Annotated in this window: 21 protein-coding genes, 1 rRNA gene, 1 pseudogene and 1 riboswitch; of the genes and pseudogenes, 15 read left to right on the forward strand and 8 right to left on the reverse strand. The window is 71.5% G+C overall.

The genetic code is table 11. From position 1 onward, the window contains the following. From rrf to ACIRYZ_RS36025, 12 genes are all read left to right on the forward strand, one after another. Positions 1-92 (forward strand): 5S ribosomal RNA (gene rrf, locus ACIRYZ_RS35970); the annotation flags it as partial. 98 nt (positions 93-190) lie between these two features. After that, a complete protein-coding gene (pgsA, locus tag ACIRYZ_RS35975; protein WP_393030183.1) occupies positions 191-811 on the forward strand; it encodes a CDP-diacylglycerol--glycerol-3-phosphate 3-phosphatidyltransferase in 621 nt (206 codons plus the stop codon). 124 nt (positions 812-935) lie between these two features. Then, the gene (locus tag ACIRYZ_RS35980; protein ID WP_402952452.1) at positions 936-3431 is read left to right on the forward strand and encodes a sugar phosphate nucleotidyltransferase; all 2496 of its coding nucleotides are present in this window, start codon (positions 936-938) and stop codon (positions 3429-3431) included. Positions 3432-3605: 174 nt separating this feature from the next. Beyond that, positions 3606-4679 carry a DUF881 domain-containing protein gene (locus ACIRYZ_RS35985; RefSeq protein WP_402952454.1) on the forward strand — a complete coding sequence of 358 codons (1074 nt, stop codon included), beginning with the start codon at positions 3606-3608 and terminating at the stop codon, positions 4677-4679. Continuing rightward, positions 4676-5008 (forward strand): small basic family protein, encoded by a 333-nt coding sequence (locus ACIRYZ_RS35990; protein WP_030062488.1) that lies wholly within the window; start codon positions 4676-4678, stop codon positions 5006-5008. Before ACIRYZ_RS35985 ends, ACIRYZ_RS35990 begins: the two co-directional genes overlap by 4 nt. 64 nt (positions 5009-5072) lie before the next feature. Then, a complete protein-coding gene (locus tag ACIRYZ_RS35995) occupies positions 5073-6128 on the forward strand; it encodes a DUF881 domain-containing protein (RefSeq protein WP_402952455.1) in 1056 nt (351 codons plus the stop codon). Positions 6129-6354: 226 nt separating this feature from the next. Beyond that, a complete protein-coding gene (locus tag ACIRYZ_RS36000; protein WP_402952457.1) occupies positions 6355-7236 on the forward strand; it encodes an FHA domain-containing protein in 882 nt (293 codons plus the stop codon). A 179-nt stretch (positions 7237-7415) separates the two neighbouring features. Further along, positions 7416-8111, forward strand: coding sequence for a MerR family transcriptional regulator (locus ACIRYZ_RS36005; protein ID WP_393030428.1), 696 nt, complete (start codon positions 7416-7418; stop codon positions 8109-8111). Between the two features lie 97 nt (positions 8112-8208). Further along, the gene (locus ACIRYZ_RS36010; RefSeq protein WP_030303568.1) at positions 8209-8685 is read left to right on the forward strand and encodes a bifunctional nuclease family protein; all 477 of its coding nucleotides are present in this window, start codon (positions 8209-8211) and stop codon (positions 8683-8685) included. Positions 8686-8908: 223 nt separating this feature from the next. Further along, a complete protein-coding gene (locus ACIRYZ_RS36015) occupies positions 8909-9553 on the forward strand; it encodes a MerR family transcriptional regulator (RefSeq protein WP_402952459.1) in 645 nt (214 codons plus the stop codon). 187 nt (positions 9554-9740) lie between these two features. Further along, a complete protein-coding gene (locus ACIRYZ_RS36020; RefSeq protein WP_402952549.1) occupies positions 9741-10412 on the forward strand; it encodes a vancomycin high temperature exclusion protein in 672 nt (223 codons plus the stop codon). A gap of 99 nt (positions 10413-10511) precedes the next feature. Next, entirely contained in the window at positions 10512-11906 is a 1395-nt protein-coding gene (locus ACIRYZ_RS36025; protein ID WP_402952460.1) for a DNA polymerase IV, read from the forward strand. 149 nt (positions 11907-12055) lie between these two features. Here the strand turns inward: ACIRYZ_RS36025 and ACIRYZ_RS36030 are convergent, their stop codons facing one another. From ACIRYZ_RS36030 to ACIRYZ_RS36040, 3 genes and pseudogenes are all read right to left on the reverse strand, one after another. Then, on the reverse strand, positions 12056-13546 hold the full coding sequence (locus ACIRYZ_RS36030; protein WP_402952462.1) for an MFS transporter: 1491 nt from the start codon (positions 13544-13546) through the stop codon (positions 12056-12058). A 226-nt stretch (positions 13547-13772) separates the two neighbouring features. After that, on the reverse strand, positions 13773-14342 hold the full coding sequence (locus tag ACIRYZ_RS36035) for a YsnF/AvaK domain-containing protein (protein ID WP_402952551.1): 570 nt from the start codon (positions 14340-14342) through the stop codon (positions 13773-13775). A gap of 216 nt (positions 14343-14558) precedes the next feature. Further along, positions 14559-14933, reverse strand: a pseudogene (locus ACIRYZ_RS36040) (PRC-barrel domain-containing protein); the annotation flags it as partial. A 225-nt stretch (positions 14934-15158) separates the two neighbouring features. Continuing rightward, a riboswitch (glycine riboswitch) is annotated at positions 15159-15262 on the forward strand. A 236-nt stretch (positions 15263-15498) separates the two neighbouring features. Here ACIRYZ_RS36040 and gcvP point away from each other — a divergent pair. Beyond that, on the forward strand, positions 15499-18399 hold the full coding sequence (gene gcvP, locus ACIRYZ_RS36045) for an aminomethyl-transferring glycine dehydrogenase (protein WP_402952463.1): 2901 nt from the start codon (positions 15499-15501) through the stop codon (positions 18397-18399). A 210-nt stretch (positions 18400-18609) separates the two neighbouring features. Here gcvP and ACIRYZ_RS36050 read toward each other — a convergent pair whose 3' ends face one another. Continuing rightward, positions 18610-18801, reverse strand: coding sequence for a DUF5999 family protein (locus tag ACIRYZ_RS36050; RefSeq protein WP_380613480.1), 192 nt, complete (start codon positions 18799-18801; stop codon positions 18610-18612). A 415-nt stretch (positions 18802-19216) separates the two neighbouring features. Further along, positions 19217-19789: a hypothetical protein gene (locus ACIRYZ_RS36055; RefSeq protein WP_402952465.1), complete on the reverse strand. Its 573-nt coding sequence runs from the start codon at positions 19787-19789 to the stop codon at positions 19217-19219. A 377-nt stretch (positions 19790-20166) separates the two neighbouring features. On the opposite strand from ACIRYZ_RS36055, the gene ACIRYZ_RS36060 reads away from it, so the two are divergent. Both ACIRYZ_RS36060 and ACIRYZ_RS36065 read left to right on the forward strand, forming a co-directional pair. After that, complete coding sequence (locus ACIRYZ_RS36060; RefSeq protein WP_402952467.1) at positions 20167-21672, forward strand: glutamate--cysteine ligase; 1506 nt, start codon at positions 20167-20169, stop codon at positions 21670-21672. A 117-nt stretch (positions 21673-21789) separates the two neighbouring features. Next, entirely contained in the window at positions 21790-22578 is a 789-nt protein-coding gene (locus ACIRYZ_RS36065) for a CPBP family intramembrane glutamic endopeptidase (RefSeq protein WP_402952469.1), read from the forward strand. Here ACIRYZ_RS36065 and ACIRYZ_RS36070 read toward each other — a convergent pair. The 3 genes from ACIRYZ_RS36070 to ACIRYZ_RS36080 all read right to left on the reverse strand — a co-directional run bounded on the left by ACIRYZ_RS36070 (position 22556) and on the right by ACIRYZ_RS36080 (position 25248). Beyond that, positions 22556-23098: an HAD domain-containing protein gene (locus ACIRYZ_RS36070; RefSeq protein WP_402952470.1), complete on the reverse strand. Its 543-nt coding sequence runs from the start codon at positions 23096-23098 to the stop codon at positions 22556-22558. The two genes, ACIRYZ_RS36065 and ACIRYZ_RS36070, sit on opposite strands and share 23 nt — an antisense overlap. 99 nt (positions 23099-23197) lie before the next feature. After that, positions 23198-24484, reverse strand: a complete 1287-nt coding sequence (locus ACIRYZ_RS36075) for an MFS transporter (protein ID WP_402952472.1) — start codon at positions 24482-24484, stop codon at positions 23198-23200. A gap of 62 nt (positions 24485-24546) precedes the next feature. Continuing rightward, the gene (locus tag ACIRYZ_RS36080; RefSeq protein WP_402952474.1) at positions 24547-25248 is read right to left on the reverse strand and encodes a dienelactone hydrolase family protein; all 702 of its coding nucleotides are present in this window, start codon (positions 25246-25248) and stop codon (positions 24547-24549) included. Positions 25249-25301: the final 53 nt, after the last annotated feature.

The raw sequence follows: 25301 nt of genomic DNA on the forward strand, positions 1-25301 counted from the left end.
CGCCCGGTTACATTCCGAACCCGGAAGCTAAGCCTCACAGCGCCGATGGTACTGCAGGGGGGACCCTGTGGGAGAGTAGGACGCCGCCGAACAATTCTTCGAGAGAAGCCCCCGCCGGGTGAACCGGACGGGGGCTTTTCTGTTGTAAGGTCAACGTGCATTGTCGTTACATGGGACAGGAGGCCCCCAGGTGGAGGTCCAGGAGACGCGGGTCCAGACCGATCGCGTCCTCACCATCCCCAACCTGCTGAGCATGGGCCGGCTGGTCGGTGTTCCGCTTTTTCTCTGGCTCATCCTGTGGCCGGCCTTCGGCGGGCCCAACAATGACGGTTGGGCGCTGTTGATCCTGGCGCTGAGCGGAGTCAGCGACTACCTGGACGGAAAGCTCGCCAGGCGGTGGGGGCAGATCAGTCGGGTGGGGCAGCTGCTGGACCCGCTGGCTGACCGGCTCTATGTGCTGTCCACGCTGGTCGGATTGACCTGGCGTGAGATTCTGCCGTGGTGGGTGACGGCGATTCTGCTGGCCCGGGAACTGTTCATCGCCTCGCTGTTGCCCATTCTGAACAAGCACGGTTACGGGCCGCTGCAGGTGAGTTTCCTCGGGAAAGCCGCGACCTTCAATCTGATGTACGCGTTTCCGCTTCTGTTGCTCGGCAACGTGCACAGCTGGATCGCGCGGCCGGCCGAGGTGGTGAGCTGGGCCTTCATCTGGTGGGGAACCACGCTCTACTGGTGGTCCGCCATTCTTTACGCGGTGCAGGCGCGGCAGATCGTCAAGGCCGCTTCGGCGACCTCGGCGTCCACAGCCTGAGACGTGATCTGAGAGAAGTCCCACGCTGTACCGGTGCGTCGGACGATACCTTCCGGGTAGAGAACCCTCTGGAACGGTTTGATGGACCTGCAGGTCCACCACCGCGAAGGAGGACGCACCCGTAATGAAAGCCGTTGTCATGGCAGGGGGCGAGGGCACCCGACTCCGCCCGATGACCTCCAGCATGCCGAAGCCGCTGCTTCCGGTCGCCAATATGCCGATCATGGAGCACGTGCTTCGGCTGCTGAAGCGGCACGGCCTCTCCGACACCGTGGTCACCGTCCAGTTCCTGGCGTCACTGGTCAAGAACTACTTCGGTGACGGTGAGGAACTGGGGATGCATCTCACGTATGCCCATGAGGAGACGCCACTAGGCACTGCGGGGAGTGTCAAGAACGCCGAGGACGCGCTCAAGGACGACTCCTTTCTGGTGATCTCCGGTGACGCGTTGACCGACTTCAATCTCTCCGAATTGATCGACTTTCACCGCAGCAAGAACGCTCTGGTCACCGTCTGTCTCACCAGGGTGCCGAATCCTCTGGAGTTCGGTATCACGATCACGGACGACGACGGGCGGGTCGAACGCTTCCTGGAGAAGCCGACCTGGGGGCAGGTCTTCTCCGACACGGTGAACACCGGTATCTACGTGATGGAACCCGAGGTCTTCGACTACGTCGCGGCGGGGGAGTCCGTCGACTGGTCGAGCGACGTCTTCCCGCAGCTGTTGAAGGAGGGCAAGCGGGTCTACGGCTACGTCGCCGAGGGCTACTGGGAGGACGTGGGCACCCACGAGAGCTACGGCAAGGCCCAGGCGGACGTCCTGGAGGGCAAGGTCGACGTCGAGATCGACGGCTTCGAGATCTCGCCGGGCGTCTGGGTGGCCGAGGGGGCGGAGGTCGACCCCGAGGCCGTCCTGCGCGGGCCGCTGTACATCGGCGACTACGCCAAGGTCGAGGCCGGTGTGGAGATCCGCGAGCACACCGTGCTGGGCAGCAACGTGGTGGTCAAGCGCGGGGCCTTCCTGCACAAGGCGGTGGTGCACGACAACGTGTACGTCGGCCCGCAGAGCAATCTGCGCGGCTGCGTGGTGGGCAAGAACACCGATGTGATGCGGGCCGCGCGGATCGAGGACGGCGCGGTGATCGGGGACGAGTGCCTGGTCGGCGAGGAGTCGATCATCGCGGCGAACGTCAGGGTCTACCCGTTCAAGACGATCGAGGCCGGGGCCGTCGTCAACACCTCGGTGATCTGGGAGTCCCGCGGTCAGGAGCACCTCTTCGGTCTCCGCGGCGTCTCGGGGATCCTGAACGTCGAGATCACCCCCGAGCTGGCCGTACGGCTGGCCGGCGCGTACGCCACGACGTTGAAGAAGGGTGCCACTGTCACCATTGCGCGTGACCATTCGCGAGGTGCGCGTGCGCTCAAACGGGCGATGATCTCGGCGCTGCAGACGAGCGCGATCGACGTCCGAGACCTGGAGAACGTGCCGATGCCGGTGGCCCGGCAGCACACGGCGCGGGGGAGCGCGGGCGGGATCTTCCTGCGGACCACACCCGGAGTGCCGGACTCGCTGGACATCCTGTTCTTCGACGAGCGCGGCGCGGACCTCTCGCAGGCGGGACAGCGCAAGCTCGACCGCGTCTACGCGCGCCAGGAGTACCGGCGGGCCTTCCCCGGCGAGATCGGGGACCTGACCTTCCCGTCCAGCGTCTTCGACTCCTACGCGGGCAACCTGCTGCGGACGGTGGACACCACCGGGGTCCGGGAGGCCGGGCTGAAGGTGGTCGTGGACACCGCGCACGGCAGCGCGGGGCTGGTTCTGCCGAGCATCCTCGGCCGGCTCGGGGTGGAGGCGCTCACCGTCTCCAGCGGGCTGGACGAGGCGCGGCCGACCGAGGACGCGGAGACGCGGCGGGCCGGGCTGGCCAGGCTCGGTGAGTTGGTGGCCTCCTCACGGGCGGCCTTCGGTGTCCGCTTCGACCCGGTCGGTGAGCGCGTCGCCTTCGTCGACGAGCTGGGCCGGGTGATCGACGACGACCGGGCGCTGCTGGTGCTGCTGGACCTGGTCGCGGCCGAGCGCCGCAGTGGGCAGGTGGCGCTGCCGGTGACCACGACCCGGATCGCCGAGCAGGTCGCCGCCTACCACGGCACCCAGGTCATCTGGACCACGACGACGCCGGACGACCTCGCGAAGGCGGCCTCCGCCGAGGGCACGGTGTTCGGCGGGGACGGGCGCGGTGGCTTCGTGGTGCCCGAGTTCAGCGGGGTGCTGGACGGCGCCGCCGCCTTCGTCCGCTTGGTCGGCCTGGTGGCCCGGACCCAGCTCACGCTGAGCCAGATCGACGCGCGGATCCCGCAGGCGCACATCCGGCGCCGGGACATCGCGACGCCGTGGGCGGCCAAGGGCATGGTCATGCGCTCGGTGGTGGAGGCGGCCGGAAGCCGGCGGTTGGACACCACGGACGGCGTCCGGGTGGTCGAGGCGGACGGGCGCTGGACGCTGGTGCTGCCGGACCCGGCCGAGGCGGTCACCCACCTGTGGGCCGAGGGACCGGACGACGAGGCCACCGAGGCTCTGCTCGACGAGTGGGCGGCGGTGGTCGACGGCGCGGGGCGGTGACGGCCTGAGCGTACGAATGCCCTGATCGGCGGGGCGTGCGGACTGGTTCGCACGCCCCGCTGTCCGTTTTCGCGTCATTCGGAGCGGTCCGTCACTTTCCCTGGGTGTGTGCAACGTGTGTGCAGTTCAGGGGCCGTGCACGGGGTCCCTCGCGTTCATGGGACGATGGTCCGCATGCCAGCGACGCCGACGCCGAGTGCCCCGAACGGACGGTACAACCGTCCGGACGCCTCGATGTCGCTGCTGACGAACGTGATGGACCACAGCCTGGACGAGGGCTACGCCGAGGCGGCCGCCGCGCGGGGCGGCGAGCACGACAGCCGGATACCCCGGACCCTGCGGGGTCTGCTCACGCTGGGCGCCGGACTGGCGCTGGTCGGGGGCGTGGTGACGATCGGAGCGGTGAACGCGCACAAGGCGGAGCCTTCGCTCGCCAAGGAGCGGGACGCGCTGATCCACCGGATCAATGACAGCAACGGGTCGGCCGACAACCTGCAGAAGCAGGTCCAGGACCTGCGGCGCAAGGTCGAGGAGACGCAGCAACAGGCGCTCCCCTCGGGGGACGGCGACGCGGGTGGTCTGACCGGCACGGTGGGCCTGGGAGAGGTCATCGGGCCGGGAGTGAAGCTGGTCCTGGAGGACGCCCCGGGAACGGGGAGCGGGGGAAACGTCGACCCGCGGGCCGGGCAGGGCTTCTCCAACAGCGGGCGGCTGCGCGACCGCGACCTGCAGCTGGTGGTGAACGGTCTGTGGGGGTCCGGAGCGGAAGCGGTCTCGATCAACGACCAGCGGCTGACCGCGCTGTCCGCGATCCGCGCCGCTGGTGAGGCGGTGCTGGTGGACAACCGGCCGCTGGTCCCGCCGTACAACATCCAGGCGATCGGGGACGGGCCCAAGCTCCTCTCCGCCTTCGAGAGCGACATGGCCGGGCAGTACCTGCGGCTGCTCCAGGAGAAGTACGGCATCAAGTCGACGCTTTCCGCGCAGAAGAGCCTGACGCTGCCGGCGGCGGTGGGGGTGACGCTGCGGACCGCCCAACCGGTCACGCCCGAGCCCACGCCCACGACGACCCCGTCGGCCACGTCGTCGGCCGGCCCGAGCGGCACTCCTTCGGGCGGTTCCGGAACCTCGGAGAGCCCCGGCGCGTCCGTTTCACCATCCGCACGCAGCGGTGGTCCGACCCCGAAGCGGCGTCCGACCAGCGGATCCACCAAGACCACGACAGGGACAGGAGCAGCTAGACCGTGATTGCCGTACTGGGTCTCGTGATCGGGGTGGTCGTCGGCCTCTTCGTCCAACCCGAGGTGCCGGACGCCGTCGTGCCGTACCTGCCGATCGCGGTGGTGGCGGCGCTGGACGCGGTGTTCGGCGGCGTCCGGGCGATGCTGGACGGGATCTTCAACGACAAGGTGTTCATCGTCTCGTTCCTGTCGAACGTGGTGGTCGCAGCGCTGATCGTCTTCCTCGGTGACCAGCTGGGCGTCGGCTCGCAGCTGTCCACGGGAGTGGTCGTCGTCCTGGGCATCCGCATCTTCTCCAACGCGGCCGCGATCCGGCGTCATGTCTTCCGTGCCTGAGCCGGGCCGCGAGGCGGCGGAGGAGAAAACGGCCGGGAAGGCTGTCGAGGCGCCCGGGCCGGAGGTGCCGGAGGAGACCGCTGCGGTCGAACATGCGGAGGCGGGAGCGGAGCCGGAGGCGGAGAAGTCTGACGCTGAGGCTGAGCTTGAGGGCGCCGTGGCGGAGCCGGAGCCGGAGCCGGTGGTATCGCTGACGAAGGCGCCGGAGCCGGAGTCCGCTGCCGGGACGTCGAAGGCGGAGCCCGAGCGTGACCCGAAGCCCGAGCCGACGGCCCAGCCGAAGCCCGAGCCGAAGGTCGAGCCAGAGGTCGAGGCAGGGTCGGAGCCCACTGAGTCCGAGCCCGCCGAGCCGGCCGGGACCGCCGAAGCCGAGCAGCCCTCCGCAGGGGACCGGACCGCCGGTCGGCGGCGGCTGAAGGCGGCGCTGTGGCCGCCGCGGCTGTCGCGCGGGCAGCTGGTGGTGGCGCTGCTGCTGTTCTCGCTCGGCCTGGCGCTGGCGATCCAGGTGCGCTCGACCAACGACCACCACAACCAGTTGCGCGGGGCCCGGCAGGAGGACCTGGTCCGGATCCTCGACGAACTGGACAGCCGTCAGCAGCGTCTCCAACAGGAGAAGGCGGAGCTCGAGCAGTCCCTGGCCAAGTTGGAGAACAGCTCCAACCAGGCCAAGGAGGCCCAGGAGCAGACCAGGAAGAAGATGACGGAACTGGGGGTGCTGGCCGGTACGGTCAAAGCCACTGGTCCGGGCATCGTACTCACGGTCGATGATCCCCAAGGGCAGGTGAAGGCAGATATGCTGCTGGACACCCTGCAGGAACTTCGAGCGGCGGGGGCGGAGGCGATTCAGATCAACGATGTGCGCGTGGTGGTCAACACCTACTTCACCGACCTGTCGGGCGGCGGGGTGCAGATCGATGGCAAGAAGGTCGCGCCGCCCTATCGGTTCACCGTCGTGGGGAACCCGCAGGATCTGACTCCCGCGCTGAACATCCCGGGTGGTGTCGTCCGTACGCTGGAGAGCCACCAGGCGCGGGCGACGATCACCCAGCAGCAGAAGGTGGTCGTGGACGCCCTCGTGGATCCGAAGACGCCGCAGTACGCCAAGCCGGCTTCGAAGTGACGGGGCGTCCGACGAACGGCCCGTCACGGCCGGGCGGCACCCGCTGCGGGGCGCCGCCGCCGCGTGGGAGAGACTGGTTCGCACCAGTACGCTCCGTAGCACCAATCGCAGCACCAACCGTCGGAGTACCACTCCAGCAGGCCCGAGCCGCAACCGGGCCCGCAGCCTGTCCGAGGTTCTCACCCTGCCCCGCGGGCGGGTCTGTCACACGCAAGGGGATTCGCCCGTGAGTTTCTTCTCGAAGTTGTTCGGTCGCAACAAGGGCCGTGACGCGGCCGCCGTCGAGGCGCCCACCGCTCGGCACCGTCGGCCGGAGGACGAGCCCGTAGTGCCGGGCATGCGCTCCGCCCCCGAGGCCGCGCCGTACACCGGACAGCAGCTCTACCGGGACGGCGGCGCCGCCCAGTTCGCGGGAAATCAGGCGGGCTACGGCGCGTCGGTTGACCCCTCCGGCGACCCGCGCATAGGTTTCCCGTCAGCACCCTCAACCTCTGGTGGAGGGTTTGCCCCGGACCCGTACGCCGGGCACAACCCGTCGGGTGTGCCGCGCCAGGAGGCTGTGAACATGGCTGGCCCTACTCCGTGTCCCAGGTGTGGTAACCAGAACCCGGCCGCGGCCCGCTTCTGTTCCAACTGCGGCACCGCACTGCGCGGCGGCCTGCTGCCCGAGGGGGCGGCAGAGACCACCTCGACCATCTCGATCTCCGGTCTGGAGTCCTACGATCCCACCACCACGACCGGCACCGGCACCACGCCGGCCCTGTCGGCCGAGGTGCTGCAGGCGATCGACGCGCTGCCGCCGGGCTCGGCCCTGCTGATCGTGCAGCGCGGCCCGAACTCGGGCAGCCGGTTCCTGCTGGACTCGGACGTCACCACGGCAGGACGTCACCCGCAGGGCGACATCTTCCTGGACGACGTGACGGTCTCGCGCCGCCACGTGGAGTTCCGCCGCACCCCGGTCGGCTTCAGCGTCGCGGACGTGGGCAGCCTGAACGGCACTTACGTCAACCGGGAGCGGATCGACGAGGTGTCGCTGAACAACGGCGACGAGGTGCAGATCGGCAAGTACCGGCTGGTGTTCTTCGCCGGCCACCACCGGGGGTACTGAAACCAACGTCGGCAGGAGCCCGAGTGAGCAGCGATTCCCCTTCTTCTCTCGGGGCGGCCAACCCCGCGTCGTCGTCCGGTCCGCAGCTGGACCGGGTCGGGCGCGGGGTGGTCGCGGGCCCCAGGCAGCCGCTCCGGCCGGACCGGCCGGCCGGGCGGCGGCGCGGCGGTGACGATCTGCTGAGCATCGGCGCGGTGCTGGCCTTCCTGCGCGACGACTTCCCCGAGGTGACCATCTCCAAGATCCGCTTCCTGGAGGCGGAGGGACTGGTGGAGCCGCAGCGCACTCCCTCGGGGTACCGCAAGTTCAGCCCGGCCGACGTCGAGCGGCTGGCCTACGTGCTGCGGATGCAGCGCGACCACTACCTGCCGCTGCGGGTGATCCGCGAACACCTGGACGCGATCGAGCGCGGCGAGGCCCCGCCCGCGCTTCCGCCGGCCACCGAGGCCCGGCCCGGGCCGATGGAGGAGGCCGACCGCGAGTTGGTGTCCTCCGCCGACGTTCCGTTCGGGGTCCGGCTGGGGCGCGCCGAGCTGCTGGCCGCAGCCGAGGCCGGGGAACGGGAACTCGTCGAGTGGGAGTCCTACGGGCTGGTCACGCCGGGCCCGGACGGCGGGTACGACGGCGAGGCGTTGCAGGTGGCCCGGCTGGTCGCGGAGCTCGGCCGGTACGGGCTGGAGCCGCGGCACCTGAGAGCCATGAAGGCGGCGGCGGAACGCGAGATCGCGTTGGTGGAGCAGGTGGTGGCGCCTCTGCGGCGGCACCGGAACCCGCAGACCCGGGCGCACGCGGAGGCCACCGCGCGGGAACTCGCGACGCTGTCCGTACGGCTGCACGCGGCCATGGTCCAGGCCGGTTTGCGGACCCGTCCGTAGCGTCCGAAGAGTCCTCCGCCCGTCGGGTGCACCGCGCTGACCAGCGGCGTCGGTCCTGCGCTTTCATATCCGGGGTCGGAGCCATAGGGTTGCCTGTGTGAATGAGCTCGACGTCGTGGGTGTCCGAGTGGAGATGCCTTCCAACCAGCCGATCGTGCTGCTGCGGGAGGTCGGGGGAGATCGCTACCTGCCGATCTGGATCGGCCCCGGCGAGGCGACCGCGATCGCCTTCGCCCAGCAGGGCATGACTCCGGTGCGCCCGCTGACGCACGACCTGTTCAAGGACGTCCTGGAAGCGCTCGGTCAGCAGCTCACCGAGGTCCGGATCACCGACCTGCGGGAGGGCGTGTTCTACGCCGAGCTGGTGTTCGCCGGCGGGGTCGAGGTGAGTGCCCGGCCGTCCGACGCCATAGCGCTAGCCCTGCGCACCGGCACGCCGATCTACGGGAGCGAGGAAGTGCTCGCCGAGGCGGGCATCGCGATTCCGGACGAGCAGGAGGACGAGGTCGAGAAGTTCCGCGAGTTCCTCGACCAGGTGTCGCCCGAGGACTTCGGGGGCAGCGGTCCGCAGTAGCGCGGACGGTCCGGTCGGTGGTTTCGCGCGCCGTTTTGCCAAAAACCGCCCGTCTACCCACACTGGGGGCACGAAAAACCACTCTCCTGAGTGATGTGGTTTGTCTGGCCCGGCGTGGCGATCGTTGACGGGTCATAGGGGACTGCCTACCGTCAGGAGTGGCTGTCCGGGTGGCCGATGCCCGCAGTCGGGTTGCCCGCAGCACAAGTGGACGGAGGTAGGCATGAGCAGCACCGGCGATGACGCGGCCGCGGGAGGCCTGTGCGCCGTGCACGTGCCCCGCGCCGCCCGTACCGTGACCGACCTGCCCCGCATGGGCAGGTTCCCGGCCGTACAGCCGGGGCAGCCCGCCATCGAGCGGCTGGCCCCGACATCCGAACTGATCGGCTTCCGCGGCCCGACGGCCTGCGCGGCGGCCGGCATCACCTACCGCCAGCTGGACTACTGGGCCCGCACCGGACTGCTGGAGCCCAGCGTCCGGACGGCGTACCCGGCGACCAGCCAGCGGCTCTACAGCTTCCGCGACATCCTGCTGCTCAAGATCGTGAAGCGGCTGCTGGACGTCGGCGTCTCGCTGCAGAACATCCGGGTGGCCGTCGCCCATCTGCAGTCCGCCGACCAGGCCGACCTGGCCGGGCTGACGCTGATGTGCGACGGTGCGACGGTGTACGAGTGCACCACGCCGCAGCAGGTGGTCGACCTGCTGAAGGGTGGTCAGGGGGTCTTCGGCATCGCGGTGGGGGCGGTCTGGCAGGAGCTGGAGCTGACCCTCGGTCGGCTGCACGCGGAGCGCACCGACACCGGCGAGACGCTCGTCGGGCAGGACCCGGGGGACGAGCTGGCGCAGCGGCGCAACCGGGCGGTCTGACACGCGGTTCCGGGGCACACGTTCTGACGTGCCGGTGGTGAGCCACTGATCTCGACGAGGCCGTGGGCCCGAACGGGGAACCGTTCGGGCCCACGGCCTCGTCGTGTTGCCCGGTGGAACGATCGAGGGAGGGCACGTGGGGGTCGGCACCGGGATAGCGGGGCTGCTGCGACGCCGGGCGGCGGGGATGCGGGTGCGGCTGCGGGAGCGGCGCACCCAGCGCAGGGTCTTCCAGGTGACGACGCTGCTCTGCTCGCTGGCGCTCGCGCCGAGCGCCTGGCTGTGGACCGCGGCGGGGGACCGGGTGGGCACGGTCGAGAGTGCGCCGTCTGCGCCGGTGGCGGTGGTCTTCGGCGCGGGCCTGGACCAGGGCAAACCCTCGCCGTACCTGGAGCACCGGCTGACGGCGGCGCTGGACCTGTACCGGGAGGGGAAGGTGCAGGCCATCCTGGTGACCGGGGACAACGGGCGGGTCTCGTACGACGAGCCGGACGCGATGTACCGGTACCTGACCGAGCACGGAGTGCCGCAGGACCGGGTGGTCCGCGACTACGCCGGTTTCAACACCTGGGACTCCTGCACCAGGGCGCACCGGATCTTCGGGGTGGACCGCGCGGTGCTGGTCAGCCAGGACTTCCACGTCCGGCGGGCGCTGGCGCTGTGCGAGGCGGCGGGAATCCGGTCGTACGCGGTCGGGGTGCCGGAGCTGCACGACTCCACCTGGCTGTACGGCGGGCTGCGGGAGATCGCGGGGGCGGGCAAGGCGGCGGTGAACGCCTGGTTGCGGCCGGACCCGGCGCTGCTCGGGCCCAAGGAGGACGGCATCCCGAAGGCGCTGGCGCAGGCGGCGAAGGAGTAGCCGGCGGCCCCGGCCACCGGCCCCGGGGCGCCGGGCGTCGGTCGCGGGGCGTCGGCCGGGTTCGTACACACTGTCGGACCCGTGCGCGATGATCAGCGGGTGCGATCTCTGCCGAGCATCATCCACCTCGACATGGACGCCTTCTTCGCGGCGGTGGAGCAGGCGGCCAAGCCCAGCCTGCGCGGCAAACCGGTGATCGTCGGCGGGCTCGGCGGGCGCGGGGTGGTCTCCACGGCCTCGTACGAGGCGCGCAAGTTCGGGGTGCACTCGGCGATGCCGATGGCCCAGGCGCGGCGGCTGTGCCCCAACGCGGCCTTCCTGTCCGGGCGCTTCGAGGCGTACCGGCAGACCAGCGAGATCGTGATGGGGCTGCTGCGGGAGCTGTCACCGCTGGTGCAGCCGCTGAGCCTGGACGAGGCCTTCGTCGATCTGGAGGCCGGTGCGTACGGCCCGGTGCTGGCGGAGGCGGACCATGACACCGGTGAGCGGTTGGTGCTCGCCCTGGCGGAGGACCTGCGGGCGGACATCCAGCGGCTCACCGGGCTGACCGGCTCGGTCGGGGCGGCGGGCTCCAAGCTGATGGCGAAGATCGCCTCCGAGCAGGCCAAACCGGACGGGCTGGTGCTGATCGAGCCCGGGCAGGAGCGGGCCGTGCTCGGGCCGATGCCGGTGCGGGCGCTGCCCGGCATCGGGCCGGCCACCGAGCAGGTGCTGCGGCGGGCCGGGCTGACCACGGTGTCGGACCTCGCGGAGGCGGGGGAGGCGGAGCTGGTCGCGCTGCTCGGGCGGGCGCACGGCGCCGGGATCCACCACATGTCGATAGGGCTGGACGAGCGGCCGGTGGTGGCCGACCAGGACGCCAAGTCGGTCTCGGTGGAGGACACCTACGAGGTGGACCTGGCCGACCGGGACCGGGTGCTGCGCGAGGTGGAGGCGCTGGCTGCCCGGTGCGTGCGACGGCTGCGGGCGGCCGGGCGCTCGGGGCGGACGGTGGTGCTCAAGGTCCGGCGGTTCGACTTCTCGACGCTGACCCGCTCGGAAACCCTCGGCGGGCCCACCGACGACGAGGCGGTGATCACCACGACGGCGCGGCGGCTGGCCGAGCAGGTGGACATCACCGGCGGGGTCCGGCTGCTCGGCGTGGGCGTGGCCCAACTGGCCGACTACACCCAGGAGGACCTGTTCGCGCAGGCGCTGCGCGAGGAGGCGGCCGAGCACACCGAGGCGGCCCGGGCGGCGGAGGCCGAGGAGGAGCCGGAGGAGGTCGTGGTGCGGCGCTGGATGCCCGGACAGGACGTCCACCACGCCGAGTTCGGGCCGGGGTGGGTGCAGGGCAGCGGCGTCGGGAGGGTCACCGTGCGGTTCGAGACGCCGTGGAGCGAACCGGGACGGGTACGGACCTTCGCGGTCGACGACCCGGCGCTGGAACCGGCCCGGCCGTTGCCGCTGCGGCGGGTGGCGGGCGCGGAGGACGGTGAGGGGCCGGACGGCTGAGGGCCTCGGGATGCGGAACGGCCCCACCCGGTAGGAGTACCGGATGGGGCCGCATACCGTGCCGGACTCCGCACCGTCGTGATGCCCTCGCGACGTACGGAGGCCGGGCCCGCGCGCCCTGTCCCTGAGCGCGCGGGCCGGACGCCTGGTCAGGCGTCGGTCTTGGCCAGCTCGGCGCTGGAGTCCTGCGGGGCCGAGCCGCCCAGGGGGGTGGCGGCCGGCTTGACGGTGCGGATCAGGAACGGGACGGCACCGGCGACGATGCAGACGATGGCCGTGGTCCAGAACGCGTGCTTGTAGGCGTCCAGGGTGGGCAGCAGCACCGGGATCTTGATCGGGAGCTTCATGGTGTCGCCGGTCAGGATGGCGGTCATCACGGCCGTGCCGATCGCGCCACCGACGGTGCGCAGCACGGAGTTCATGCCGTTGGCGATGCCGCTCTGCTCGACCGGGACGGCGCCGTTGATGAAGGCCGGCATCGCGGCGAAGGCGAGGCCGATGCCGAGACCGAAGATCGCCGAGGCGGTGTAGATGTCGCCCTCGTGGCTGTGCCGCAGGGCCAGGTAGGCCATCGCGACGGCGCCGAGGACACCACCGAGGACCAGCGGCAGACGGGGACCGCGGCGGGCGATCAGCAGGGCGCCGACAGGGGCGGCCACCATCGAGCCGATCGCGGACGGCAGCAGCATCACGCCGGCGTGCAGGACGGTCGCGGTGAAGCCGTAGTGGGCCAGCTTCTCCGGGGTCTGGGCGAAGTTGCTGATGACCATGAACGAGCCGTACATGCCGAAGCCGATGAGCAGGCCGGCCAGGTTGGTGAAGGCCACGGCCGGGCGGGACATCATCTTCAGGTCCACCAGCGGGTGCGAGACCTTGGTCTCGATGATCCCCCAGATCAGGGCGACCACAGCGGCGACGGCGAACAGGCCGAGGGTCTTGGTGGAGGTCCAGCCCCAGTGGTTGCCCTGGCTGACCGCGACCAGCAGGGCGGAGAGCCAGCCGGCCAGGGTGAGGGCGCCGAGCGGGTCGGCGCCGCCGTCCTTGTCGGTCACCGGGTCGGACGGGACGCGGAAGGCGACCAGGGCCACCGCGAGCAGGCCGAAGGCCAGGCCCATCCAGAAGATCGACTTGTAGTTCCAGTGCTCCAGCAGGAGGCCGGTCGCCACCAGGCCGAGGCCGGAGCCGACGCCCATCGAGGCGCTGATGGCGGCGACGCCGCCGGTCACCTTCTGCTTGGGCAGCTCGTCGCGGACGATGCTGATCGCCAGCGGCATCACGCCACCGCCGGCGCCCTGCAGGACGCGGGCGACGATCAGCCAGCTGAAGGAGTGGGTGCTGACCGCCAGCGCCGACCCGGCGACCAGGCCGGCCAGCGAGATCAGCAGCATGGGCTTACGGCCCCGGAGGTCGCCGAAGCGGCCCAACAGGGGAGTCAGCACGGCTGCGGAGAGCAGGTTGGCGGTCATCAGCCAGGTGATGTTGGACCCGGAGACGTCCAGTTCCTTGGCCAGCGACGGCAGGATCGGGACGACCGCGGTCTGCACCACGCTGAACGACAGCATCGCCAGGATGAGGGCCGGCAGGACCCGGGCGTTGCTCTGCTTCTCGGCCGCGGTGGTGGGCTGGGGTGCCTCACTCACGGTTGCTTCCTCCCGTACATAGTGAATGAACTGAAGTAACCATGCAGGGAGATACTTCAGAGTGTCAAATATCGAGTGGTTAAGCTTTGGCAAAGGCGGCGGGATGTCGCCTGCGGCGGGGCCGGGGGTTGAGGGCAGGAGGGCGGCGTTCGCGGGGAGTTGGGGCCGGGGTGGGGGCATGGCGAGGGCCCCGGACGGGGTCCGGGGCCCTGGGGGGTGGGTCGGGTCAGGAGAAGGGGCGCAGGGAGTCGGGGCGGGCGCCGTTGGTCGCGGGGGTGGTCGGGTCGGGGTCGGCGGTGGTGCTGTCGTGGAATTCGACGCGCTCGCGGCGGAGTTCGTCGCGGACCACCTCCTCCGTGGTGTAGCGCTCGACGATCAGGCGGACCCGCTCGACCGGGGCGACGTACTTGCGGATGATGGGGTGTTCCTCGCGGAGGGTGACCTCCTCGACCGCCTCGGCGATCTCCTTGTCGGTGAGGGTGGCGCGCTCGGCGTCGCTGACCGGGATGCGCTCGACCCGGACCCGCTCGCGGACCAGCGGGATGCGGCGCTCGACCTGCTCGCTGGTCACGTACTTGCGCAGCTTCGCGGTGCCCAGGGCGTGCCACTCGGTGGTGATGTCCAGCCGCTCCTCGCGGCAGGTGACCTCGACCGGGGCGCTCGGGGCCGAGGTGGCAGCGCTGCCGGTGGGTGTCGGGGTGGGCATGGCTGGGGTGGGCTGCGGTTTCGGCTTCGGCTCGACGGCGGGGGTGGTCGCTGTGGTGGCGGCGCTGGTGGTGGGTGTCGGGGTGGGCATGGCTGGGGTGGGCTGCGGTTTCGGCTTCGGCTCGACGAGAGGGGTGGCCGCTGTGGCGGCGGCGGGTGCGGGGGTGGTGAGGGTCCGCACGGTGGCCTCCGCGGCGGTGTCGGTGCCGACGGCACTGGGGACGGTGACGGTACTGACGGGGTTGGTCGGGCCGGGCTCGGCGGAGTGGAAGTCGAGCGGCTTGGCGGTCGTGGTGGCCGGAGGGGTGCCGAAGTCGAGGTCGGGCTGGACGGGCCGGCCGGGTTCCTCGGTGGCGGTCTGGCCGGCCGCCGCGGTGTCGAGGCCGTAGTAGCGGTACAGCTGGAGTTCCTGGGCCGGCGACAGGTGCTGGCCCACGCCGAAGTCCGGGGACTCCTTGACCAGCGACTTGTCGTAGGGCACCCGGAGTTCCTCGCCGGAGAACTCGCTCGTGGTGAGCGGGACGAAGGCGTCCCGGCCGAAGATGCCGGTCCGGACGGCGGCCCACTCGGGCTGGCCGGTGGCGTCGTCCAGGTACACCTCGTCGACCGTGCCGATCTTGTCGCCGTTGCGGTCGACGGCCTTGTGGCCGATGAGGTCTCTGGGGTCGAAGTCGGTCTGCACTCTTTCCTCCAGCTGCGCTGCGGCTGCGGAACTCCCGCAGGTACGGCCGTCGGAGCACCCGTCCCGGCCGCCACTTCACACCAAAAGGCATGAATCGGACCGACGCGACCGGGGTGCGCCGGACGGGCTCGGCGCTGGGCCATCCGGGGGACGCGCGTAGACCCGGAGTGACCTGACACACCCGTGATCGGCAGGCCTCCCGCTGGTACCCTGGGCGGCGACTGCCGAGCCCGCTCGGGAGAGTCCCCGACGGCGAAAGACGCTGGTCGGGGCGCCGAAGGAGCAACTCCTCCCCGGAATCTCTCAGGCATCCGTACCGTGCGGGATAGGTCACTCTGGAAAGCAGGGCAGGAGCGTCGGCGCGGGAGCCGGCGATCACCACCCTCACCGACGGTGCAAGCCGACGGAGCGCCGACAGCGCGACGTGCGGGCGAAGCTCTCAGGTCCCGATGACAGAGGGGGAGGCCTTCCGGGTTCGTCCGCCCAGGCGATCCGCTGTCCGCAGCGGAACGACCGGTCGGCGTGCGTGCCCCCGCCGGTCCGTGACCAGGAGGCCTCGACCACCATGAACGCCCAGCCGAACGCGGGACGCCCCACCGGCGCCTCGACCCTCACCGAGCTTGAGCTGGCCAGCCCCTTCGAGAACCGCCACATCGGCCCCGACGCCGCTGCCCAGGAGAAGATGCTGGCGTCCGTCGGCTACGGCTCGCTGGACGAGCTCGCCGACACCGCCGTTCCCGAGGCGATCCGCTCCATCACCGCCCTGGACCTGCCCGCCGGCCGCAGCGAGGCGCAGGTCCTCGCCGAGCTGCGCGAGCTGGCGAACCGCAACAAGGTGCTCCAGCCGATGATCGGCCTGGGCTACTACGGCACCTTCACCCCGCCGGTGATCCTGCGCAACGTCATGGAGAACCCGGCCTGGTACACCGCGTACACCCCGTACCAGCCGGAGATCTCGCAGGGCCGCCTGGAGGCGCTGCTCAACTTCCAGACCCTGGTCTCCGACCTGACCGGTCTGCCCACCTCCGGCTCCTCGCTGCTGGACGAGGGCACCGCGGCCGCCGAGGCGATGGCGCTGGCCCGCCGCGTCACCAAGGTCAAGGGCGGTGTCTTCCTGGTCGACGCCGAGACCCTGCCGCAGACCATCGCGGTGATCAACACCCGTGCCGTGCCGACCGGTGTCGAGGTCGTCGTCGCCGACCTGTCCGAGGGCATCCCGGCCGAGATCGTCGAGCGCGGCGTCTTCGGCGTGCTGCTGCAGTACCCGGGCGCCACCGGCGTGGTCCGCGACCTCGCCCCGGTGATCGAGCAGGCGCACGGGCTGGGCGCGATCGTCGCCGTTGCCGCCGACCTGCTGGCGCTGACCCTGCTGAAGTCCCCGGGCTCGCTGGGCGCCGACATCGCCTGCGGCACCTCGCAGCGCTTCGGCGTGCCGATGGGCTTCGGCGGTCCGCACGCCGGCTACCTGTCGGTGCGCGCCGAGTACGCCCGCTCGCTGCCCGGCCGCCTGGTCGGCGTGTCCGTCGACTCCGACGGCAACCGCGCCTACCGCCTGGCGCTGCAGACCCGCGAGCAGCACATCCGCCGCGAGAAGGCCACCAGCAACATCTGCACCGCGCAGGTGCTGCTCGCCGTGATGGCCTCGATGTACGCGGTCTACCACGGTCCGGACGGCCTGGCCGACATCGCCCGCCGCACCCACCGCTACGCCGCCGCCCTCGCCGAGGGCCTGCGGGCCGGCGGCGTGGAGCTGCTGCACGGCGAGTTCTTCGACACCGTCACCGCCGTCGTCCCGGGCCGTGCCGCCGAGATCGCCGCCGCCGCCCGCACCCACGGCATCAACGTCCACCAGGACGGCGCGGACCGGATCTCGATCTCCACCGACGAGACCACCACCCGCGAGCACCTGGCCGGCGTCTGGGCCGCGTTCGGCGTCCCCGCCGTCGAGGTGGCCGAGACCGCCGAGACGCTGCCCGCCGCGCTGCTGCGCGAGGACGAGTACCTGACCCACCCGGTCTTCCACAGCCACCGCTCGGAGACCGCCATGCTGCGCTACCTGCGCCGCCTGTCGGACCGGGACTACGCGCTGGACCGCGGCATGATCCCGCTGGGCTCCTGCACCATGAAGCTCAACGCGACCACCGAGATGGAGGCGGTGACCTGGCCGGAGTTCGGGCAGCTGCACCCCTTCGCGCCGATCGACCAGGCCGAGGGCTTCCTGACCCTGATCCGCCAGCTGGAGCAGCAGCTGGTCGAGGTCACCGGCTACGACGCCGTGTCGATCCAGCCGAACGCCGGCTCCCAGGGCGAGCTGGCCGGCCTGCTGGCCGTTCGCGCCTACCACCACGCCAACGGCGACACCCAGCGCGACGTCTGCCTGATCCCGTCCTCGGCGCACGGCACCAACGCCGCCTCCGCGGTGATGGCCGGCATGCGCGTGGTCGTGGTGAAGACCCTGGTCGACGGCGACGTGGACGTCGAGGACCTGAAGGCCAAGATCGAGCAGCACCGCGACAACCTCTCCGTGCTGATGGTCACCTACCCGTCGACCCACGGCGTGTACGAGACCCAGATCACCGACATCTGCGCCCTGGTGCACGAGGCCGGCGGCCAGGTGTACGTGGACGGCGCCAACCTGAACGCCCTGGTCGGCCTGGCCAAGCCGGGCAAGTTCGGCGCGGACGTCTCGCACCTGAACCTGCACAAGACCTTCTGCATCCCGCACGGCGGCGGCGGCCCCGGCGTCGGCCCGGTCGCGGTGCGCGCCCACCTGGCGCCGTACCTGCCCAACCACCCGCTGCAGGAGGAGGCCGGCCCGGCCACCGGTGTCGGCCCGATCTCGGCCGCGCCGTGGGGTTCGGCGGCGATCCTGCCGATCTCCTGGGCGTACGTCCGGCTGATGGGCGGCGAGGGCCTGAAGCACGCGACCCAGGTCGCGGTGCTGAACGCCAACTACATCGCCAAGCGGCTGGCGCCGCACTTCCCGGTGCTCTACACCGGCCCGGGCGGGCTGGTCGCGCACGAGTGCATCATCGACCTGCGCCCGCTGACCAAGGAGACGGGCGTGACGGTGGACGACATCGCCAAGCGCCTGATCGACTACGGCTTCCACGCGCCGACGATGTCCTTCCCGGTGGCCGGCACGCTGATGATCGAGCCGACCGAGTCCGAGGACCTGCACGAGATCGACCGGTTCTGCGACGCGATGATCGAGATCCGGGCCGAGATCGACAAGGTCGGCTCGGGGGAGTGGGCGGCCGAGGACAACCCGCTGCGCAACGCCCCGCACACCGCCGCCACCCTGGCCGGCGACTGGGCGCACGGCTACTCGCGGCAGGAGGCGGTCTTCCCGGCGGGCGTGAACCCGGCGGACAAGTACTGGCCGCCGGTGAGCCGGATCGACGGCGCGTACGGCGACCGCAACCTGGTCTGCTCCTGCCCGCCGCTGGACGAGTACGGCGTCTGATCCTCAGCGGACGGACATGGGGCAGGGCCCTGGCAGAACGTTTCTGCCGGGGCCCTGCCCTTTGTCGTTCCCAGTCGGGTCGTCTCTTACGGTTCGTCTTCTACGGTCGGGTCGGCGGCTGCCCCCGCCGGGCGGCCCCGGGCCGTACGGTTCCGGCCGTACGGGTCGGGTCGTCCGCCCTCGGCCCGTGCTGTCTCAGCCGGTGGTGTCTCAGGCCGCGTGGGCGACGGGGCGGCGCGGGGCGATCACCCGGCCGTCGGGCAGCAGCTCTCCGGTGTCCTCGAACAACACGACGCCGTTGCAGAGCAGGCTCCAACCCTGCTCCGGGTGGCAGGCCACCGGCACGGCCGCCTCACGGTCCTCGGACTCGGCCGACGGGCACTCAGGACGGTGCTGGCACATACGCGTACCCTCGCTTCGCTCTGCGATCCTCCCCGTGGTGCGGTCCCGGAGGTGGTGCCGTCCGGAGCCGCCGCGGTAGTCGGATCCTGTCCGCAACGCCGACCAGGTGTGGACCGGCGCTCAAGTGGGTAGGACAGGTGGTCCTTCCACGCTGGTTCCCAGTGTCGGCATCTGTGGGCGCGCGCGCAGGGATTTCGTGACATGCACCACAACCCCCGTGCAGAGATCACCCGTTCAGGTGGGGCCGGAGGGAAATCCTGCACCGATGGGCCAGTCGGGGGATAGCCCGGTGGGGCCATTGCGGGTGGCCCGGCCGGGTGATGGCCGTTCGGGTGAGGCCACGGAGCGGGGAGGGCGCGGCGAAGGGCCGCCGGGCGGTGGCCCGGCGGCAGGGTGCGGACGGGGCGGCGCGGGCTCAGGAGGAGCCGAGCAGCAGCGGTCGGGCGAGCGGAGCACGGGCGAGCAGCGGCAGCAACTCGGCGGCCGGGTAGGCGCGGTGCGCGGTGACGCCGAGCGGGGCCGGGGCGAGCGGGATCAGCAGGTCGGCGGCCGGGCCGGTGTCGGGACTGTGCAGCCACAGCGCCGTCGCGTACTGGCCGGGGAAGGTGAGCAGCCGGGGCTGGCAGCGGGAGCGGGCGTTCTGGGCGAGCTGCCAGGCCTCGCGCAGCGCCCGGACGGTGGAGGAGAGGTAGGGGCCGGCGGTGAAGTGGGAGAAGGTGTGGCCCTCCGCGCTCTGGATCACCTCGGCGGCGGCGGTCACGTCGGCGCCGTCCTTGATCAGGAAGCGCCAGCCGGTCCGGCGGGCGGCGGGGAGCTCGGGGTGCGGGCCGTCCAGGACGTGCACCGCGAGCGGATGCGCGGGGAGCAGTGGTCCGGTCGGGTGACGCAGTGCTGCGGCGGCGGGCTGGCGCAGCGCGGTGTCCGAGTCGAGCGCGCCCAGGACCGCGCGCAGGGCGCTCGGCGGGGGCTGGGGGGTCTGCAGGGTCATGGCGGGGTCCGCCTCTCCAAGCGAGATCGGCGTGCGAGTGCGGCATACCGGCGTGGCACGGCGCGTCTTCGGTGACGGGGGCCTGGCCGTGTCCGGTTGTGCAGGATCGCGGAGCCGGCGCGGTCGCCGCCGTCGACGAGGGACTCGGGGCGGGAGAAGACCGGCCGGAGCGCAGTGCGAATTCCTCGAATTCATCGAACAAATGCGCAGGGTGATCTGTTTATCACAGGCCGTGGTGGCGGGCAAGTCTACAGATGGCCTGAATTTCCGCCAGTTGCCTTGCATTGCAAGCCAGTACGAGCATTCGGGTATCGATCTTCGAGGTGGGCATGATGCTTGCACGGTCGGACGGCCGGGTGTCTCAGGAGGAGGGGACCGTGGGCGAGAAGGTCGTGGCGACTCGGGCGGATCTGGCGGATCGGCAGCAGTACCGGCTCAAGCTCCAGGCCTGCCTCGACGCGCTCGGGCGGATGCTGCGCGAGGACCGCTTCGACCGGCCGCGGGCGGTGGTGGGGCTGGAGATCGAGCTCAACCTGGCCGACGAGCAGGGCCTGCCGGTGATGCGCAACGCCCAGGTGCTGAGCGCGATCGGCTCCAGCGACTTCCAGACCGAACTGGGTCAGTTCAACATCGAGGTCAACATCGTGCCGCACCGGCTCTGCGGGCACGTCTTCGAGGAACTGCGCGAGGAGATCGACACCGGGCTGCGCTACGCCGACCGGCGGGCGGCCGAGGCCGGTGCCCGGATCGTCATGGTGGGCATCCTGCCGACCCTGGAGCACGACCACACCGGGCTGGACGCGATGAGCCACAACCAGCGGTACAGCCTGCTCAGCGACCAGATCCTGGCCGCCCGGGGCGAGGACATCGCGCTGGACATCGAGGGCGTCGAGCACCTCCAACTGGAATCGGTCACCATGGTGGCCGAGGCCGCCGCGACCTCGCTGCAGCTGCACCTGCAGGTGACCCCGGAGCGGTTCTCCTCGGTGTGGAACGCCGCCCAGGCGATCTGCGGGCCACAGCTCGCGCTCGGCGCCAACTCCCCGTTCCTGTTCGGACGGGAGCTGTGGCGCGAGACCCGTCCGGTGCTCTTCCAGCAGGCCTGTGACACCCGTTCGGCGGAGCTCAAGGCCCAGGGCGTGCGCCCGATCACCTGGTTCGGCGAGCGCTGGGTGGACTCGGCGTACGACCTGTTCGAGGAGAACCTGCGCTACTTCCCGGCGCTGCTGCCGATCTGCGACGACGAGGACCCGCTCAAGGTGCTGGCCTCCGGCGCCGCGCCCAAGCTCGCCGAGATGCGGTTGCACAACGGCACCATCTACCGCTGGAACCGGCCGATCTACGACGTCTCGGGCGGGGTGGCGCACCTGCGGGTGGAGAACCGGGCGCTGCCGGCCGGGCCGACGGTGGCCGACACGCTGGCCAACGCCGCCTTCTACTACGGGCTGGTGCGGGTACTCGCCGAGCAGCCCCGGCCGGTCTGGAGCCGGCTGCCGTTCGAGCGAGCGGAAGAGAACTTCCGCCAGGGCGCCCGGTACGGCATCGACGCGGTGTTCCAGTGGCCGCGGCCCGGTCGGGCGGGCCGCGGCGGCGGGCTGCAGACGGTCTCCGCCGTCGACCTGGTGCTGGGCGAACTGCTGCCGATGGCCTACCAGGGGCTGGACGAGTGGGGCGTGGAGCCGGCCGACCGGGACCGCTACCTGGGGATCATCGAGCAGCGCTGTCTGCGCCGCACCAACGGCGCGGCCTGGCAGAGCGCGACCTTCCACCGGCTGCGCGAGCAGTACGGGATGGACCGGCCGGCCGCGCTCGCCGCGATGACCAGGCGCTACGCCGAGCACATGCGCGGCGGAGAGCCGGTGCACACCTGGCCGGTGGGGTAGGGGCCGGCGGATCCCGCCGGCGCACATCCGCCGGACAGGCCCCGCCACCGCTGTGTCAGGATGATCGCTCCGGTGTCGGCCGACGGCCGGAGCGACCGCCCGTCCGCTGGAGCGCCCGTGACAACCCGCCCGACCGCGCCGGAGACCGCACAGCCCACCCGTCGGCTGCTCGGCGCGGAGCTGCTGATCGTCCTCGGTCTCTCCCTCGGGGCCAGCGGGATCAGCGCGCTGATCAGCTTCGCGGGCTCGCTCACCGAACCGCTCCGGCTCGGCCAGCAGGTCGCCACGCTGAACGGCTCGCGCGCGCCCGGGCGGCCCTGGCTGGACCTGGTGTGGCAGCTGTACTACGTCGGGCGCGGACTGATGCCGGTGGTGCTGGTCGGCTACCTGCTGGTGCGCGAGGGCACGTCGCTGCGGGTGCTGGGCTTCGACCTCGGGCAGAAGCTGCGCGACCTCGGCCGGGGCGCGGCCGTCGCGGCGGCGATCGGCGGCTCCGGGCTGGCGCTGTACCTGGCCTCGCAGGCGGCCGGGTACAACCTGACGGTCGCGCCCTCGGGGCTGCCGGAGGTGTGGTGGCGGGTGCCGGTGCTGGTGCTCTCGGCCTGGCAGAACGCGATCCTGGAGGAGGTCGTCGTCCTCGGCTACCTGCTGCGCCGACTGGGGCAGTTGGGATGGTCCTGGCCGGCGGTGCTGGTGGCGAGCTCGGTGCTGCGCGGCTCGTACCACCTGTACCAGGGGGTCGGCGGGCTGGTCGGCAACATGGTGATGGGGGCGGTGTTCTGCCTGCTGTACCGGCGCTGGGGGCGGGTGATGCCGCTCGTGGCGGCGCACGCGCTGATCGACACGGTGGCCTTCGTCGGGTACGCGCTGCTCGCCGGCAACGTCAGCTGGCTGCCGACCCCCTGACCGCCGATCCGCCGGCGGTCGGCGCCCGGCCGCGCGGCGGCCGGGTGAGCAGGCGGTCGACGTGCCGGCGCTCCAGGCCCTGGCCGGGATCCACCGGCACCAGCAGCCGGTCGCGGCGCCACAGCGACCTGCGGACCAGCCGGGGCGGGATGACGTCGTCCACCCAGGCGAACGGCCGGCCCTCGGCGTAGCGCAGCAGCGGCGCCCACTTGCGGGTGGAGAACAGCTCCATCAGCGGGACGCGCGGGTCGCCGGGCTGCGGGACGTACCCGGTGAAGCGGACGAAGGGGAGCGGGTCCAGGCCGATCGCCGGGGCGATGTGGGTGTTGGCGTGCTCCTCCCAGGTGGTGGCCCAGACCAGCTCGTACGATCCGGCGAGTTCCCGCAGCCACTGGCCGTGCTTGGCGGCGAGCAGGACGGCGTAGCCGAGCAGGGTGTGGGAGTCGAAGCCGGCCTCCGGATGCGGACAGACCGGGTTCAGCACCCCGTCGACGTCCAGGAACAGCAGGGGCTTCGGCACCGGTGGGCTCCCAAATGGATGGTTTTTCCTACTCGGTCGGACGAACCACGGGTACCACTGGTTGCACGTCGGCAGGCGCACGTGGGGCGCACAGGGCGCTCACGAGGCGGGCGCGGGCTCGTCGACGGGCACCGGTGCGTCCGAGGTGCTGCGGGCCGGGGACCGGCGGGTGAGCCGGCGCACCTGGGGGTCGAGCAGGACCGCGGCGCTGAGCAGCAGGCACAGCACGGCGCACGCCCAGAGTGCGCCGGAGAGGCCGAGCACGGTGGCGGCCGGGCCGGCCAGCGCGGTTCCGATCGGGGTCAGCGAGTAGGAGCCGAGTTCGTCGTAGGCGATGACCCGGGAGAACATCTCCTCCGGGACCTCCTGCTGGAGCGCGACCATCCAGTTGACGCCGAAGACGGTGACGCCGACCCCGGAGAGGAACATCGCGGCGACCAGCACCGGCAGCGGTGCGGCGACGGCCAGGGCCAGGGCGGGCACGCCGAACAGGAACACGCCCCAGTTGCCGACCAGCAGGATCCGGCGGGGACGCCAACGTGCCATCAGCAGGCCGGTGACCACCAGGCCGACGCCGTAGGCGGACATCGCCAGGCCCCAGGCGCCCGCACCGCCGAGCCGGTCGTTGGCCACCGTCGGCCCGTACACCGCCTCGACCGCGTTGATGCAGGCGACCAGGACGGCGAACTGCAGCACGATCACCCAGAGCCAGCGGCGGGAGGCGAACTCCTGCCAGCCCTCGCGCAGGTCGCGCAGCACGCTGCTGCCGGAGGCGGCGGGTGCGGACTCGGCCTCCAGGAGGAACCGGAGGGCGGCGGCGATCAGGAAGCACAGCGCGTCCAGGGCGAGCACCCAGCCGGGGCCGAAGGCGGCGGTGAGCGCTCCGCCGAGGGCGGCGCCGCCGATCTGGGAGGCGTTCTGGCCCATCCGGAAGACCGAGAACGCACGGGCGGCGTGCTCCTGGGGGACGGCATGCATGATCATGCCGCCGGCGGCGGGGGAGTAGAGGGCGTAGCCGGCGCCACCGGCGGCGGAGAGCACCAGCAGTTGCCACAGCTGGACGTTCCCGGCCAGCACCAGCGCGGCCAGGACGGCCTGGGAGACACCGCTGAACAGGTTGGCGGCGACCATGATGTGGTGGCGCGGCAGCCGGTCGGCGAGGGTGCCGCCGACGACCAGGAGCAGTACGGTGGGCAGCAGGCGGGCTGCGGTGACGTAGCCGACCTCGGCGGTGGTGCCGCCGTTGCCGAGGACGGCGAAGGCGGTGGCGATGGGGGCGCCGGCGTTGCCGAGGCCGCTGATCACGGTGGCAGCGGTCTGGATGCGGAAGTTGCGGCTCGCCCAGGCGAAGCGGCGGGCGGCTGTCGGTGGGGGTTGGGTCGGCACCCAGCGACTATGGCCTTGAGTTCGTACAGGTGTCCATCGTGTTTTGACACCTGGATCGGCGGTCAGCCGAGGTGGCCCCAGAGGAAGCTGACCGTGCGCCGCCAGGCGACCCCGGACTGCAGGGCGTCGTAGGTGCCGAGCGGGTTCTCGTCGTTCATGAAGGCGTGTCCGGCCGGGTAGAAGTGGAACTCGGGGCGGACGTCGGTGGCCTCGCCGATCCGGATCGCGGCCTCGTCCACGGCGGCCATCGGGATCGAGCGGTCGAGTTCGCCGAAGTGCCCGAGGACGTGGGCGGTCAGCCCCCGGTAGTCGAAGTCCGGGTCGGGTGGCAGGCCGTAGAAGGGGACCACGGCGGCCACCTTGTCCCCGGACCGGGCGGCCAGCATCAGGGCAAAGCCGCCGCCCATGCAGAAGCCGACCACACCGACGGCGTCGCCGACCACGCCGTCCAGCGAGAGCAGGTGGTCGACGGCGCCGGAGAGGTCCTCGACGGCCCGCTCGACCGGGAGTTCGCGTTTGAGGCGGGCGGCCTCGGTCCGGTCGTGGGTGGTGGCGCCGCCGAACAGGTCGGGGGCGAGGACGGTGAACCCCTCGGCGGCGAAGCGGTCGGCCATGTCCGCGACGTGCGAGGTGAGACCCCACCACTCCTGCACCACCACCAGGCCGGGGCCGATGCCCTGCGGAGGGCGGGCCAGGTACCCGTGCGCGGTGCGGCCGTTGCTCGGGAAGGTGACGTTCTGCCTGGAGCCGCCCTGGTCAGGCATGGCTTCCTCTCGGTGGGTCGGGCCGCGTGCGGCGTGGGTGGGCAGGGGAGCGG

It is taken from the genome of Kitasatospora sp. NPDC101155, from assembly GCF_044768305.1.
Lineage (GTDB): Bacteria > Actinomycetota > Actinomycetes > Streptomycetales > Streptomycetaceae > Kitasatospora.